Annotated in this window: 11 protein-coding genes; 5 read left to right on the forward strand and 6 right to left on the reverse strand. The window is 35.7% G+C overall.

The features are described 5' to 3' along the window. Window positions 1-19 precede the first annotated feature (19 nt). Both VB798_RS21815 and VB798_RS21820 read left to right on the forward strand, forming a co-directional pair. Entirely contained in the window at window positions 20-3235 is a 3216-nt protein-coding gene (locus tag VB798_RS21815; protein WP_323689363.1) for a SusC/RagA family TonB-linked outer membrane protein, read from the forward strand. Window positions 3236-3252: 17 nt separating this feature from the next. Then, the gene (locus tag VB798_RS21820) at window positions 3253-4635 is read left to right on the forward strand and encodes a RagB/SusD family nutrient uptake outer membrane protein (protein ID WP_323689364.1); all 1383 of its coding nucleotides are present in this window, start codon (window positions 3253-3255) and stop codon (window positions 4633-4635) included. Window positions 4636-4680: 45 nt separating this feature from the next. On the opposite strand, the gene VB798_RS21825 is transcribed toward VB798_RS21820, so the two are convergent. From VB798_RS21825 to VB798_RS21845, 5 genes are all read right to left on the reverse strand, one after another. Next, window positions 4681-4914, reverse strand: coding sequence for a hypothetical protein (locus VB798_RS21825; RefSeq protein WP_323689365.1), 234 nt, complete (start codon window positions 4912-4914; stop codon window positions 4681-4683). 103 nt (window positions 4915-5017) lie between these two features. After that, on the reverse strand, window positions 5018-5461 hold the full coding sequence (locus VB798_RS21830) for a MauE/DoxX family redox-associated membrane protein (protein WP_323689366.1): 444 nt from the start codon (window positions 5459-5461) through the stop codon (window positions 5018-5020). A gap of 160 nt (window positions 5462-5621) precedes the next feature. Continuing rightward, complete coding sequence (locus VB798_RS21835) at window positions 5622-6560, reverse strand: helix-turn-helix transcriptional regulator (protein ID WP_323689367.1); 939 nt, start codon at window positions 6558-6560, stop codon at window positions 5622-5624. Window positions 6561-6600: 40 nt separating this feature from the next. Then, window positions 6601-7290, reverse strand: coding sequence for a TetR/AcrR family transcriptional regulator (locus VB798_RS21840; RefSeq protein WP_323689368.1), 690 nt, complete (start codon window positions 7288-7290; stop codon window positions 6601-6603). A gap of 5 nt (window positions 7291-7295) precedes the next feature. Then, on the reverse strand, window positions 7296-8564 hold the full coding sequence (locus VB798_RS21845) for an aminotransferase class I/II-fold pyridoxal phosphate-dependent enzyme (RefSeq protein ID WP_323689369.1): 1269 nt from the start codon (window positions 8562-8564) through the stop codon (window positions 7296-7298). A 916-nt stretch (window positions 8565-9480) separates the two neighbouring features. On the opposite strand from VB798_RS21845, the gene VB798_RS21850 reads away from it, so the two are divergent. After that, complete coding sequence (locus VB798_RS21850) at window positions 9481-10722, forward strand: hypothetical protein (protein ID WP_323689370.1); 1242 nt, start codon at window positions 9481-9483, stop codon at window positions 10720-10722. A gap of 193 nt (window positions 10723-10915) precedes the next feature. Then, the gene (locus VB798_RS21855) at window positions 10916-13873 is read left to right on the forward strand and encodes an endonuclease (RefSeq protein WP_323689371.1); all 2958 of its coding nucleotides are present in this window, start codon (window positions 10916-10918) and stop codon (window positions 13871-13873) included. Window positions 13874-14591: 718 nt separating this feature from the next. Here VB798_RS21855 and VB798_RS21860 read toward each other — a convergent pair. Next, window positions 14592-15875 carry an ATP-binding protein gene (locus tag VB798_RS21860; protein WP_323689372.1) on the reverse strand — a complete coding sequence of 428 codons (1284 nt, stop codon included), beginning with the start codon at window positions 15873-15875 and terminating at the stop codon, window positions 14592-14594. Between the two features lie 724 nt (window positions 15876-16599). Between VB798_RS21860 and VB798_RS21865 the strand changes: the two genes are divergently transcribed. After that, window positions 16600-17007, forward strand: a complete 408-nt coding sequence (locus VB798_RS21865; RefSeq protein ID WP_323689373.1) for a hypothetical protein — start codon at window positions 16600-16602, stop codon at window positions 17005-17007. Window positions 17008-17063 lie beyond the last annotated feature (56 nt).

Below are 17063 nucleotides of genomic sequence, written 5' to 3' on the forward strand. Positions count from 1 at the left end.
ATCAATAATCTTCAAGCTAATGAAAAAACTCGTCTTATTGTTCATGTTATTGGTGGGAAATTGTGCCATGTTTTATGCCCAACGCTTAAAAAGCAGGGTGCTGGATGCTACAGACGCTCACCCGATACAAGGAGCCTCTGTCAGGCTGGTGCGTGCTGCCACTGGTACCCTCACTGATGCCAAGGGCTCTTTTGAGATAATGAGTAAGTACCCAGTTGATACCCTTGTCATTTCTAGTATCGGTTTTAAGACAATGGCTATCGCTGTTGATAACCGTTCACTCCCTGAAAGTTTGTTGATGCAGAGACAATCCTTTGCCCTTGATGAAGTGGTCGTTTCTACGGGATATACTAAAATCAGTCGGGAGCGTGCCACTGGTTCATTCACCCACATTAGTAATGAGCTAATCAACAGGAGTGTAAGCCCCGACATCATCAGTCGTTTAGAGGGGGTTACACCCGCTCTTCAGTTCTACAGAAGTACTGTCACACCTAGAGGAACTAGCTCAGAGCTTAGAATCAGAGGGGTGAGTAGCATTTTCTCCGATACTGCTCCATTAATCGTGGTGGATAATTTTCCCTACGAGGGAGACATTAATAGCATCAATCCTAATGATATAGCGGATATTACGATCTTGAAAGATGCCGCAGCAGCGTCCATTTGGGGTGTTCGGGCAGGAAACGGGGTCATCGTGATTAATACCAAACAAGGAAAATATAATCAAAAAACTTTGGTTAGCTTGCAGTCGAATTTCACGGTTGGTGAAAAGCCAAATCTATTCTATAATCCTTCCTTCATGGCTTCACAGGAGCTGATAGATTTCCAGCGATTGCGATTTGCGCAGGGTGGTTTTCAGCAAAATAACTGGACTTTACTGCCTGAGGCGATTGAGATACAGATTGCCAGACAAGAAGGAAAGCTTTCTGCTGAAGAAATGGAGCGACAATTGAAACATCTAGCCACGAAAGACATTAGGAAAGATATGCTTGCTAACCTTTATCAAAAGAGCCTGAATCAGCAATATGCTTTCAATATTGCTGGAGGAAACAATAGCCTAAAATATATCACCTCTCTTGGCTTTGACAAAAACCTTTCTGGAAACGTTGGGTTTAGTTCTTCCAGAATAACACTCAATAATCAGTTTACCTACCGATTCAATCAAAAACTGGAACTCTTTACTAGCCTGTATTATGCCCTCCAGCATTTTAACAATAACGGACTAGAGAGAACTGACCTCATTCCTCGGGAGGGTGGTGCGATTCAGTCTTATACAAGTCTTAGGGATGAAAATGGAATACCGACTTATATTCCGTATAAATACCGCCAACCTTATATCGCTGCTGCGGAATCTCAGGGATTACTCAATTGGGCTTTTAATCCCCTTGATGAACTTAGTCTTTCTGATAAAACTTCCAAAAATAATGAAACTAGGATGAATGCAGGGATTCGCTATGCACTGATTCCAGATCTAGCCTTGGAAGTAAAATATCAGTTTCGGAGTGCTCAAGGAGCATCCCGCCAATATTATGCTCCACAAACCTATTACGTCAGAGATCTTGTGAACCGATTTACCCAAGCGAATGGCACTAGTGTGATTCCTTCTGGTGGTATTTTATCGGGAAATCAAAGCAATGGGGATAGTCATTATGGAAGAGTACAGCTCAATTATAGTGGACTCCTCCAGCCTCTGCACCAATTGGATGCCTTGGCTGGGGCAGAAGTCAGGCAAGACCGCTCTCAATCGGGTCCAGGATACTTGCTATATGGTTATGATGACCAAATACTCACCAGTGCTCCTTACCTCAATTATGAGACGAGTTATCAATTACGCCCTATTTCATCAGGGAGAATACCTTCTCCTGTCAACGATATTGGATATTTGACTGACCGTTATCTCTCTTACTTTGCTAATCTGGCTTATACTTACGATAAGAAGTATACGCTTTCTCTCAGTGGTCGGTGGGATGCTTCTAATATTTTTGGCGTAGCCACTAACCAAAAGGGTGTTCCCCTGTGGTCGGTGGGTTTGCTTTGGAATATCAAAGAGGAGTGGATGTCAGATATTGAATCTATTGACTTACTAAAAGTAAGGGCTACGTATGGGGTCAATGGAAATATCAACAAGCAAGTAAGTGCGCTTCCTAATATTTCTCTTTCATCTGGTGTCATTACTAATTATCCTTATGCACGTATAACCACTACCGGCAATCCTAATTTACGTTGGGAAAAAGTAGTGGTCTGGAACATGGCTACTGACTTTTCTTTCTTTCATAACAGGATTAGAGGAAGTCTGGAGTATTATGAAAAAGCTGGGATAGACCTGATAGGTTATGATTTTCTGGATCCTACGACGGGTATTTTTCAGTCTGCTTCTGGGTTATATACCATCGACAACCGAATCAATTATGCCAACCTGCTCACCAAAGGTGCAGATTTAGAAATCAATGGGGCTATTACTACGGGTAAGTTTAAATGGTCAGCGGTGCTGCTTGCCTCTTGGACACAGAACAAGGTAACCAAATACAATGCAGCGGAAGCGCCTACTTTGCTTTCTTTTCTTCCAGCCTCAAACGCTGGGCGTGCGCCTGCAACGCAAGGTAAATCTGTGGATATTCTCTATGCTTTGCCTTGGTATGGGCTAAATCCCACTACGGGTGCTATGCAGGTGTATGATAGCAAAACTGGTACGCTGAGCGAAAATTATGCAGCTTACTGGGCTTCATTACAGCAAACAAATCTCAAGGAAATGGGTGTTACTGTGCCGGTATTCTTTAGTAGTATCAGAAATACTTTTACTTGGAAAGGATTGAGTGCTAGTGTTAATGTGGTTTATAAAGCTGGCTATCAGTTCAGAAGAAGTAGTATCAATTATTCTAATCTGATTAACTATGGTGGGGGACATCGGGATTATGAAGCAAGATGGAGATCTTCAGGGGATGAATTACAGACTTCAGTTCCAGCAGTTACGCTTACGGCTAATACTACTCGTGATAATATCTATTTAAGTAATGAAACGCTTATTGAAAACGGAGCGCATCTTAGGTTAAAAGACATCAACCTAAGTCACAAGTTCTCGGCTCCTAAGCTAGGACTCAGCAATGTATCGGTTTTCATGTATATAAATAACGTTGGTATACTATGGCGTGCCAATAAAGTAGGCTTAGACCCAGATTTCCCGACTTCAGACTTCCCTCCTATCAGAACTTATTCTTTGGGATTTAAAATGGACATGTAAACTTAAATTTTATCAACATGAAAAAGATATATTCAATGCTACATGGTCTCGGCTACTGTGTACTCAGCCTCTTGATGATTGCCTGCTATGGGGATTTCTTGGAAATTGAACCTAATCGTAAGCTGGCTGTACCTACTACCTTAAAAGACTTAGATGCTTTAATGGACAATACTACTTTGCTCAATGCTAATGCTTTATTAATCATGGGTGAAATAGGGACGGATGATTACTATTTGAATGAAACAGATTGGAATTCACTGACCAACCCTTATCAAAAAAATGGCTATGTATGGGCTAAAGACATCTACGAAGGACAGCAATGTCCTGGATGGAATAATGCCTATCAGAAAATTCTCTATGCCAATGTTGTGTTGGAAAGCATTACTAAGCTTGAACGAAATCACAAAAATGAGGTGCAATGGAACAGGATAAAAGGAACGGCTTTGTTTTGGAGGGCATGGCAGTTTTTCCAATTGGCTCAGATTTTCTGTGATGATTACCAAAAGGAGACGGCTAATCAAAAAATGGGAATTCCGATTAGGCTTGCATCGGATATTAATCAGCCCAATACAAGAGCAACCATTGAAGATACTTACCAACAAATTGTGCAGGATCTTACTGAGGCTGGGGACTTATTGCCTGCCTTGGCTGAGGAGAAAACCCGTCCTTCTAAGCAAGCGGTGTATGCCCTACTGGCGAGAACGTATTTGCAAATGAAAGATTATGCACTGGCCAAAGTGCAGGCGGAGAAGTGTTTGTCTATCTCAGATGTATTAATAGCCTACAGTGAGGTAAATAGCCGTTTAAATTATCCTTTTCCCTTGTATGCTCGTGGCAATACTGAACAGCCTTTGCTTGATGCCATGATTAGGACGCAGACATTTGCTTCTTTTCTAAAAATAGATACTACTTTATTACGCTCCTACGAGGCTGGAGATTTAAGAGTGGCTACTTATTTTTCAGTATCAAATGGATACTATGTCTTTAAAGGAACTTACAATGGTTATGCGACCTACAATCCTTTTCCTGCCCTTGATGAGGTTTATCTCATTAGGGCGGAATGCAATGAGCGATTGGGAAATCATGAAGATGCACTGAGGGATCTTAATAACTTGCTAATACATCGCTATCAAAAAGGGGCTTATGAACCTAAAACGATGGAGCATACAAAGAATATCCTGACGGAGATTTTAAATGAAAGACGTAAGAGTCTTATCTTCAGAGGGGTAAGATGGAGCGATTTGAGAAGGTTAAGAACAGAAGCTCCTTATGCAAAAACGATTGTTAGGGTGCTGGGTAATAAGAAATTTGAATTATCCCCTGAGCAAGAGCATTTATATACTTGGCCTATCCCTGATAATGTGATTAATCTGGGTGGCATTACTCAGAATGTAAGATAAATATGATACCCGGTGCTTCTAAAATAGAAGCACCGGTTTTTTTAATCAAGGTGTTCTATGAGCATCCCCTGTAACGAGGTTAGATGCGTTGGCTTGTGTTACTGTAGCAGGCGCACTGGATGTATTCAAACGAATTTTACAAAGGTTTGAGGAGTTTTCTTCATTACAGTCATCAACTGGTGATGGGGCATCTGTAGAACCTATAATGGTGTCACCATCAACATCTACAGCAAACCAATAATCGACTACATTTCTTTGCTCTGCCAATTTAAAGGACATGGTGCTTGTCGCTACAAATAGGGCAAAAACAAACACGAGGTTTTTCTTCATTAAATTTTTCATGAATTTTTGAATTTATAAGGTTTGAAAATTTATTTAGCCATTAGGCCGGCACGCCCTCAGCGGTAACGCCTCCTGCGTCACTGCCTCGCTTTAGTTTCACTAAATAAAAACCCCATCCGCTAAGAGCCGTAAAACATAGGTTAAACCAGAAGTGTTGTTTCCAGTTCATCCAACTAATTACAGATCCGCATCCACAGGGAAGTTCTTCCCAGGCTCCGCCTAGCGCAAGACCTACGTAAGTCGTAAAGGCTAACATCAAGCCTAGCGAAAGCAACATCCCATAGTATTGCATCCGTGGGATAAGAAGAAATAGGATGGTAAGCCCTTCCAGCAAAGGCAGGGCGTAGATAAGAAGATACCCGAAAGTATCATCGAAGGGTTGTTTGAGAATGCCTGTTTTAAAGATTTCAAAATCCATAACTTTATCGACCGTCACGGGTATCCAAAGTGTCAACAATATCAGGAGTATAAGCTTTATCTTCATATTGGTAATAATTTTACCTGACAAAGTTCATAACCTTCCTTCATATACGAAACAGAATATTGGAAGGGTTTTTAGGAGAATCAGCCTCCCTCCTTTCCAATTTTTCACCTTATTCCGTTTCAATCATTTTTCTTTGTATTTTGATACACGTATTTGCTGTTTATGCCATCCGTATTTTGTACTTTTTCATCTCATACCTGAAGGTGCTTTCATCATTATATCCAACTTGGTAAAAGACATCGCTCACTGGTAGGTTTTTGCTTTTCATCAATATTAAAGCCTGACGTAAGCGACACGAAGTGTAGTAATCTCGTATGGTAATATTGAAAGTTGCCTTAAAATGATTTCTGAGCGTACGTTCGGTTCTTCCGAAATAATCAGCCACTCGCTGGGAATTAAGATCTGTATCGTAGAAATGTCTGTCTAGGTAATTCTTTACTTTGTAAGAGATACTGTTCAGCTGCTGCTCAGCTAGTTCATTATACCGCTCCAATATTCGTGAAAGTTGTAGTCTTAGCAAGCCGTCAAGAGAGCCGACACTGTTTGAAATCTCAGAATAAATCGTTTTGAGCCTTCTTTGTATATGTAAATCCATTTGACAATAGGGCAGCATGGCGTTTGGATATACTCCTGCTTCCAATGTAGTTAGATACTCCTTTAAAACGGGTAAATCTTTAGCCACAAATGCTAGCCATTCTGGCAATATGGAGATACATAAGACGATGTTTCTTCCAGGTGGCATCTTTACCCGATATAGACCTATGTCGTTATAAGTCATCGCATAATACCCTTGTCTGGCATGAGAGATAAAAAGTCCTTCGGTATCCGTGAAATCTATGCTGCCATGTAGTACAAAAAATAAGAAGTGCTGCTTTTCAGTAACCTTATAAGTCATTCGGAAAGGCAAATCATTATTCACTTCCAGCAGCTCAATGTAAAAGGGTCGAAAATTGAGTCTCTGGCTTATCAAACTTGCTGAATCAAACAAGGTGTACAGTGACTTTTGAGCCTTGGCAAAAGAATAAAGGCAACTTTCAGGCAATGCCTGCTGAATGCTTAATGGAGGGTAGTCATATAGAAATTCATAAGGCTCATTCATAATTAAACAAAAAGGATAATTGTGAATAAAAGCATAAAAGCTATTTATTCACTTTTGCCTCATCATACATGGCGTTTACATTATCTTGTATTGCTTTTTGTAAACGTTCCAAATCCGTCGCTTTATTAATATCTATACCACAAAATAAACTGCCATTATACTTGGCATGAAGGACAAGATAATAAATACCCGCAATCTGAAGAGCTAGCTTAGCTCTTATGTCCACGCCAGTGTCTGTGAAGTCTGGTTCGATAATCTCAAATAAATGCTCTCCTATTTTCTCTCTTTCGTCTGCTACCTTACGAAGTGTTTTATTCTTTTCTCCAATTTCCCAGTGAATAATCCGTTGTAGCACTTTGTCTTTCATCATCCGCTCCAACTGCCCATGAAGCAAGGCTGTGATGTCTTTTTTCCCGATGTTTTCTGGGTTCTTTAGTAATTCCGAAATAATTTTCTGGTCAGCCATATTCCAAAAGTCCCTTTGTAGAATATAGGTTTCCACCAGATTATCTATACTGCCAAAATAGGTCCAGATTAGCTTTTTATCTAAACCAGCTTCTTTGGCTATATTTGGTCCAGTCAGACCAGTATATCCTTTCTTTTGAATAACCCCTCCTACTGCTGCTACTAATCTTGTTATTGATCGAGCCTTCTCCCTGATGGGACCAGCCGTTACTTTTCTTGACTTTTCACTCTTTTGTTCGGAATCTGTGTTTTTTTGTTTGCCCATTGCTTTTATTTCATAGATTTCGCAATGTTCAACTTTTTATTGACATAATCAAACGCATTTAGTGCTTTATCTAGGTGTTCTTTGGTATGGGTGGCAATCAAGCTCATTCTTATTCGTGAGTCCTTGAGTGATACCGCAGGATACATGATGGGGTTAGTATAAATACCGCATTCTAGTAGTAACTTTCCCGCCTCACAGTTTTTCTGTACATCTCCGATTTTTACAGGGATGATAGCAGAATTTGTAGTACCAATATCCAATCCCAAGTCTGTTAAACCCTTTTTGTAATAGGTTATATTTTCCCATAACTTTTTCTGCCAATGAGGCTCTTCATCAACGAGGTCAATAGCCCTGCTTACCGCTGAAATAGCTGGAGTCGCTGCCGCTGAAAAAGCATACTGTCTGGATTGAAACTGTAAGTAAGAAATCAGTTCAGGATTTGCTATCAGATAACCTCCTACGTTACTAAATGTCTTGCTGAATGTTCCAGTAATGATATCTACTTTGTCCATCACTTCAAAGTACTCCATCGCCCCACGCCCAGTATTACCGATTACTCCAATACCATGAGCATCATCTACCAGTACTACTCCTCCATAATGATGCGTAAGGGTAATAATTTCTTTTAAGGGAGCTAAATCTCCATCCTGAGAATAAACCCCGTCAACTATGACCATTTTAGTTCTGTATTTATCCTTGACGTTTGAGAGTATACGCTCTAGGGCATCCAGATTATTATGTAAGAAACGCTTGACCGTGGTTCCCTGTATCCCTTCGTAAACACTAGCATGTACAGCCATGTCCACGATAGCGATATCTTCTTGTTTTAACAAACATTGCAAGGACGCACTATTAGAAGTATAACCAGTAGTATATGCAATAGAAGAACCCTTAGGCTTTTTGAAAAAAGTGGAAAGCTTATCCTCTAATTCCTGATGATAATCAAAATAGCCTCCAATTAGCGGAGACGAGCCAGCTCCAGTACCGTATTTTTCAATTCCTGAAATAGCCGCCTTTTTAATTGCTGGATGTTGTGTAAAGCCCAGATAGTCATTGCATACAAAGCTCACATAACTTCCCTTTTTAATATCTCCATCCTCAGCTAAATCGACTTCTGGACCACAACCTGAGTTTACTAGTAATCGGTAATTCATATACCCGCTGACTTTGAGATAATCAAGGTACTCTTCATGTGCCTTTGCCCTTTGGAATATATCCAAGTTAGGGATGTCTTCATAATCTTTGAAGCTTTTGTTTGATAGATAGTTTTCCATACTGCTTAATATTTGAAGAATTAACATTAAAAAAACTCGTCGCCCTTACAGGTAAGTAGTTTAATACCCTGTAGTCAATCAATAATTCATGGATATGTCAAAGCAGATAGAGAAGTAAACGCAATCCTTGTTAAGCATCAACTATGAATTTGTGAGTTATAAAATTTCTTACAAATCCATAATTAAAATATTTCTCCAGTAAATGAAATAAAATATTCAATAAAATCATAATAGAATAAAACATTTAATAAAAAAACTATTGATTATCAGTTATTTATACTATTTTTTATGATTATATTTTTATTATTTGGATGTATGAATACTAAAAATTATATAATATATCTTCTTTAAGAGATATATTATATAGTTAGGACACAACCATTCTGTGATTCTTGCAAAATCAATAGCTATCCAATGACGTTTGTGATTGATTGAACCAATTTTGTAACAAGATTTACATTCTTTGAAAGGGATTTTAATCTTTGAAGATAATTATAAAGAAATAGCCTAAGGGAAAATCCCTTAGGCTATTTTAGTTAATAGTTCTACACCTATTGATATAAAAGTACTAAACTTTTTTAAAATAGCAAAAAAGTGATGTTTTTTTTATAGTGTTTATATAAAATTCAGTAGGAAATATTTTTTATTAGTAATTATAAATCAGGTATTTATACGCTAAAAAATGTGATTAAATATGTATATTTTTGAATATCAAGCTGATATTTTATTATTATGATATCATGAACTGAGTTTAGGTGTTAGATTTTAAAGTAGTGTAGGAAAACGTGGTTTACAGCATAGTTTTAGGATTAAAAGAAGTTTGACTATTATGTCCAAAGAAGGTAAGACCTTAACAATAAAAAACTTTCGAATATCTGCGAGTTGGTAACAAAGCTAATTGATAACCTTTACTATTATGAAAGCGAAAAGACAAAAAATCTTCACAATATTTTTTTGGGCACTTATAAGTTTGACGGCTTATTATTTCTACAATAATCAGTCTAAAAAATCAATTATACAGTACGACAGTTTAAAAGACCCCAATGACTACTTAGACGAAAAGCTAAATTGGATACTTGATCCAAATTCAAATAAAGAAGGGAGAGCTGATTTTATTATGAGGCTAAACGATACTGCGGGAAAACTAAGAACTGAACTTTGGATAACTGAAGGAGAGTTTGATTCTGAAAAAGTAAATCCATATAAAAATTGGGAAAAACTTTTGAGAGGTAAAAATGCAATAATTGTAAACTCTCCAGATGAAAAATATAGCTGTGATAATGTAAACGATAATTCATTAGTTAGTAAAGTTTGTCAAGGCTGTAACATAACAGAATTAGAAAACAAAATTAAGAATCCAGGTGATGTAATAATTACAGAATGTAATGGAAAGTATAAAGCGAATGGACTATTTACTTATGTTGCAAATGCAATCGTTGTAAATTGGCAATACTTAGATTCTGTTTCAAATGTTGCCGAGCTTAATTACGATAATGATATACAAGCAATTTGGAAAGACAATGCACAAAGAGTAATTTCTAATTTGTTTACAACTTTTCAAAATGATTTCAATAATAAAGGTAAGCCGATACCTGAAGTATTAGTATTTACAGGAGTAGGAACAAACATTGGCAATGTTCCAATTGACTTTTTGTACAGAAATTTTTTTAGAATACTTGACTCTAATTATCATACAGCTAAAATACTTCCAGAAAAAATATTTATTAACCTTTATCGCAAACAAATTGCTGAAAACCCCTCGACAATATTTTATTCGTTACGAAATGGATTTCTCACAGTAAATAGTAGTTTATCAAAACTAACAGTTAAGCGGTATGAAACTGAATGGTTGGAAATACTTGGACTTTGTTTGGGAATACTTTTTTTATTGCTTTCTATTCAATTATTTATTAAAAGAGATTTGCTTAAATATTCTCAGTCACAAATTGACAACAAAATATTTTTAATAAGCGTTGGCCATTTCCTAATGGGTTATGGCTTTTTAAAAATACTTGAAAAGGTGTCAGTTATAGACTCTTTTTTGCATTCTCACAATTCAACCTTCCTTTATTTAGCATTAGGGTTTATTGCTGTGCCGTTTTCATTCATTATTCCGTATTCTAAAAAACTTACCAAGCAAAGCGAAATTGATATATGAAACAGAACCTTTACGATATAATTATTATCAAAAATTTGGCTTGACTGAAGAATAATGAACAGTTCTACGTAACTCGACTTCAGAGCAAGCTGGCGAAATATCAATATCGATTAGTTTACGGGAATTTTAGAGGACTCTCATTCCAGCAGAAATACTTATCAACAGTCTGACAAAAGTTTAACTAAAAAATAATATGACAACTCAAAACTTATCAACCGAAATCACGTTTCTCTCCAAAGAAACAAAGACAAAAGTACCTAATGATGGATTTGAAACATCATCGAATCTGGCTTTTGAAACTACTTCTACAGGTGTCCTAATGCAACTAGATGGATTAGAAAGCAAAAACCTTTTGACAAAATCGGAGTCCGACTTAGCAAAGTCTATTTCTAAAGAATTTTCACAAGAAAAAGATTTAACACAAAGTGAGAAAACCATTTTTGTCCAAGAAGTGAACTATGAAACAATACTTGGAGAACAAAATGATATATTACCAATATGGTTTCTTGATTTAGGAACAGAAAGGGCAAAGTCAATTTGTCTTATCAATACGTCAGGAGTTGATTACAAAAAAAGAAAAGGTAGTTGGCAAGGAACAGGATTTTTGATAAGCAATAATATTCTACTCACAAATTATCACGTTTTAAATTCAATGGACGTGTGTGAGAATGCCATTTGTATATTCAATTACCAAACCAACGAAAAAGGGAAGATTCAAACAACAAAAAATTATCAACTCAATCCTCAAAGACTATTTATTTCTAGTCCTGAAAATGAATTAGATTTTTGCTTTGTCTGGGTTGATGATGAACCAGGTAAAGAGTTTGGTTACATACCTTTGCTACGTCATGCTTTTGTGGTAAAAGAAAACGATTTTGCAAATATAATTCAGCATCCTGGAGGTAAGATAAAATCCATTGCCTTACAAAACAATCAAATTATTTCTCAAAATGAAACGGTCGTACACTATTCTACTGATACATTAGCAGGTTCATCAGGAGCCGTTGTTACTAATAATGAATGGAAAGCCTTTGCTCTACACCATGCAACTAAAGAACTTGAGTCTGCTGATATAAAAAAATATAAACCTGCAGTCAGTGTTAATGAAGGGATTAAGCTTTCTGCAATAGCAACTTATTTAGAGTCTATAAATGAAAACAGACAAAACAAAGCTGCAACGGAAGTATTAAATCATTTTCAAGATACAGATGCCATGCTTGGCTATTTTGGAGGGTTGGGACGAGAAAAACATCTTGAAAATGAAATTAATGCATTGGAAAGGGTTGTACAAGTTTATAGTGGAGAAGCCAAGGACATTGACATAGCCTTTTGGAATATAGAATGGTTTAATAAGCACTATAAACAGAAAATTGAAGAAGTAGCTAAAGTAATTGTAAGAATGAATATGGATGTTTGGGTTTTTGAGGAATCTTCATCCAATGCAACTAAAGAATTAATATCCTATTTGAAATCTAGATATGATTTAGATTATGAATATGATGCTAGCGAACCAAATGCTTCTGATGCTAAACAAACTACCACTATTGTTTGGAATTCTAAAACCGTTTCAATAGGGAAAAAAAAATGGTCAGAAAAAGTTGAAAGATGGTTAAAATTAACAAGTAATGATATTAAATCTCCTGATGGTTTAATTCTTGAAGCAAATATTTCATTTGAGAACATTGATGGAAAAATATTTGATAGGTATCCAGGCTTATTCTACCTAACGTCAAAGCAAAGAAGCAATGAAGAAAGCTTTGGAGCGTATATTGTCCCCCTACACCTTAAAGCTATGGGAGAAGGTTCAAAGCGAAGGATTTTAGCATCAAAAATTTTAGCAACGGCAATCAAATCTATGATTGATGAAGAAGGAGTAGACCAAGATTGGATTTTGGGTGGTGATTTTAACGCTACTATTGCCTCTGATGACTTCAACTTTTTACTCTCTGATTTTGTTGCAATGAGTATCGAAGACGAGCAGGCTGGAGAAATGACATACATTAAAGGAAAATATAAATCACTTATTGATCACATTTTTATATCCCCCAATCTTCAAAAAACGACAAATTCTGAGTACGTAATTGTAGCTCAAGACAAAGTTTTGCCTGACTATTTATCAATAAGCGACCATCGTCCAGTTTTAATCAGACTAAGTTTGAAAGATTCAATAAATGATTTTAGTCAAGATAAAAGTATATCTTCAAATGATAATAAACAGCTTATTGACACAATTCAGAAATTAAATGCCAACAATAAAAACTCAACAAAAAGAAGAAAACCTAAATCTGATGAAAACCAACTTAAAAAAAGTTTAAATGAAATAAAGAAAAACAAGAACAATGAATACTATGATGAAACTTTAGACAAGGAGAAAATAAGTAATTATTATGGGACAATTCCTTCTGGTTTATCGGGTAACAAGCTGTTTGATTTTCTTAGTAAGTTAGTTAATACGACACACAATACTATTTTATCATATAATCCAAGTCAATATTTATACCCGTGGGTTGACCTTCAGCCGGATAAAAAGACTATACTCAATATTTATAGTGGTGATACTTCAACTCCTGAAGCTTTAATTAAGTCTGATTTTGAAGCAAATCAAAAAGTTTTGGAATCTTTTTATAAAGAATTTCCACTAACTGAAAGTTTCGAATCAAATATGACAATAGATGAAGAGTTTTTTTTAGAATCCCTAGAAAACAACCAAGGATTTAATTGCGAACATGTTGTACCTCAATCATGGTTTGGAAAGAAAAATCCAATGAAAGGAGATTTACATCATTTATATTCATGTACACCGAACTGTAATAGCTTTAGAGGAAACATTCCATATTATGAGTACTCTGATTGGGAAGAAAAAGTCATGGATAATTGTGGCAATAGAGAAGATAATGGATTTGAACCCAAGGAAGGGAAGGGGAAGGTTGCTAGAGCGACACTTTATTTCCTAATTAGATACCCTAAGGTAATATCAAGATATAGTATTCAAGATATTCAAACTCTTTTAGCATGGCATATAAATGAGCCTCCAACCATATTTGAAAAGCATAGAAATTTTGCAATTCAAGAACTACAAGGAAACAGAAATCCATTTATTGATTTTCCAAAACTAGCAACAAAAGTAGATTTTTCTAATGGGATTGGATGAAAAATACTATCGCTAATAAATAAGCTTTAGTCGTAGGTGAAAGCCAAACCATGAAGGAATGAAGGACGTTTAGTCTTGAACTTAATCTGGGCGAACGGCTAGTCTAGCGGTCGGCTTCGTTAGTTTCTTTTTTAGAATTGTCGTTCGACGTGAAGATATACGGAAGAGCAGGCAAAGCCTGCTCTTTTGTTTTTTAGGATTTCAGAGATTTTTAAAAGTTCTTTTCTTTGGTATATAAATGCCCTTACCCATAAAAGTCTTTTGGTTTTCTTTATTTTTGGCAATTTCCATCCAGCCATATAGTTAAACTCATGTATTATAATTAGTGTACAAGAACCTCCTTATTGAGCTTCCACTCTTAATCCATTAATCTTGTTTTTCAAGTTATTAAATCACATATAATCTCTTCGAAAGGAGGAGTATTCTCTTCATAAATTAATTTGATTAAGTAATATTACCTTCGATTTTCAAACGCTCTAAGGTCTTAGATTACATTTTTTGCAGTCTCAAAAGAAAGAAAATCTTCAGCAAAAAATAGCGAACCCCTTTTCGCTATTTTTATTTTTACAAATGTTTCATTATCAACACTTTACATTGATTAATTATTTTATTTTGTCGCAAAAACAGGTAATTTTTGCGACAAAATAAAACAGAAATAATACTATTTTTATCTCATATCAAGGAAAGGAATCATATTCTAAAAGCCTATTGTTACTCTTTACAAATTATTCACCGCATACAATGGTGTGTTTATCATCCAGTCTTGTACTCTATGATTATTCATTGAAAAACGAATATTCTGCTGTGTTTGGAATTTATCGACAAACACTTTTAAACTCTTCGATTTAAGATTTTCTTCGGCTTTTACTTCTATCGGAATGATAGTATTCTCCTTTTGAATCATAAAATCTATTTCTGCTGTGGCATTTTGTGCAGACCAATAATATATTTCATGTTTAAGTTTCAACTGCTGTGCCACAAACTGTTCGGTTAATGCTCCTTTAAACTCAGTCAAAATACTATTTTTTTCTAAAAGTATTTTCGGGGAAATTCCTGCCATAGCATTGAGCAAACCAACATCCAAACAAAACAACTTGAAAATATCAATATCGGCGTAAGCACTAAGCGGAATTGTTGGTTTTTCTACGATATTTACCTTCAACACTAAACCTGCATCTGTAAGCCATCTGATAGCCGTCTCAAAGTCCTTTGCCCTTGAACCTTTCTTGATTTGCCCGTAAATAAATTTTCGATTTTCTTTCGCTAATTGGCTAATCAAATGACTCCAAACCAACCTAATTCTTGGTACTGTTTCGATTGGTGCGTGCTTGGCAAAATCGTTTTCATAACCAAGTAGTATTTTATTTTGAATCTCTCTGACTTGGTATAAATCTTGAAATTGAATATAATTGGAAACAGCTTCCGGCATTCCACCAACGAAATAATATAGTCGTAACAAATCAACTAATTTATCGTGAAAGGTATCAATGACAGACCAGTTTTCAGCCTCAAGCTGTTCTAAGAGTAATTGTTGACCTGTATTTTCTAAAAATTCAACAAAACTCATGGGATACATCCTCATAAAATCTACTTTACCAACAGGAAAAGATGTGTTTTTTTGTAAAGACACTCCCAAAAGTGAGCCTGCGGCAATAATATAATACGCTGGGGCTTGTTCATAAAAATACTTTAACGCAGTGAGCCCTTTTCCTGCTTCTTGAATTTCATCAAAAATGATTAAACATTTGTCTGCATGAATTTTATAACCCACTTCAATTTCTATTGTAGCAATAATACGTTTAATATCAAAATCGACTAAGAATATATTTTTCAGTCTTTCACTACTCTCAAAATTCAGATAAATAGTATTTTCAAATTCAGCTTTTCCAAAATTCTTCATGAGCCAAGTTTTACCCACTTGCCTTGCTCCTTGCAAGATAAGTGGTTTTCTATTGGTCGAATTTTTCCAATTGATTAAGTCTTTATAAAGGCTTCTTAACATTTATTCAAATGATTATTTGTACAAATATACACTTTTACAAATGAATAAATGTATATAAGCACATTTGTTCAAATGAAAATCGTTTCACAATATTATTAAAATTGTGAATCTCTTAAAAGATAGGTGGGAATATAGCTGTAATTTACTCCAGCACTTCATTGCAAAAAAATAACACCCTAAATTGGATAGCTACAATGGAAACGATTAAGACTTAGTCTGTTTATGCTCTATCAGAAAAGACAAAAACGACAAATTCCATAAACTTACAGGTTAACTTCATGATAAAAAGAAGACACTATATGTTGTTTATATTATACTTCAGTCACAGAAGTCCGAAACTTTCTATCATGTAAGCTAGGTTTTTAAACTTCTAAAACGACCTCTATGGGCTCATTCTTCTCTAAATAGGCAACAAAATGTAGGTATTATTCCACTAATATAGCCCAAGCGAGTGTTCCCATCATGAAATCGTGTGTAGCTAAAGACTATATTTCATGATAGGAACTCTTGCAATTACTTCCAAAGACTGTCTTCGTAAGCCTTGTGTATCAGCCCAGAGAAGGCTGTCTTTGGACAACAGTTATGCCGATTTTCAGGTTCTTCTTTTAATTCATCTCTTCTTTTTTGATGTATTATTCCAAATTATTCTTTTTAAATTTTGAATAATGTTTTAAGTTATTACCTTTACAATAAATTAGTTATATATACACTAAACTATCTATATATGCAGGCGCAATTATCTTTCAAAAACTCTGTCATTACTGAAAAGCAGAAAACAGTCGTTGCTTTTTTAGAAGCAAACAATCCTGACATCTTGGATTATTATCCAAAAAACGATTTGGAAACACTTATCAATCAAAGAATTCAGCACTATTATAGTGAATTGGAAAGGCTTATACTCCTAGGCTTTCAATCAGCTGAAGCCGAGGAAATGGTCACTAAAAATCTTCTTGATTTTCAGACGAGCTACTCGAGACTCTATGATATATTGGTGGAGCAGTACGCCTTTAGCATTGATGTTTTTGATGGTGAGACTAGCGCAAAAATGCGCTATTTCTCCAAAGAATATCGCTCTTTGATTGATGAGGAAAAATCTATCTCAACATTGATTGAGTCCTTTTTCCTAGATTAAATCAACTTCATTAAATACACACAGAACTACATAATTCTAAACCTCCTATCTAACTA

This window comes from Arcicella lustrica, assembly GCF_034930985.1.
GTDB lineage: Bacteria > Bacteroidota > Bacteroidia > Cytophagales > Spirosomataceae > Arcicella > Arcicella lustrica.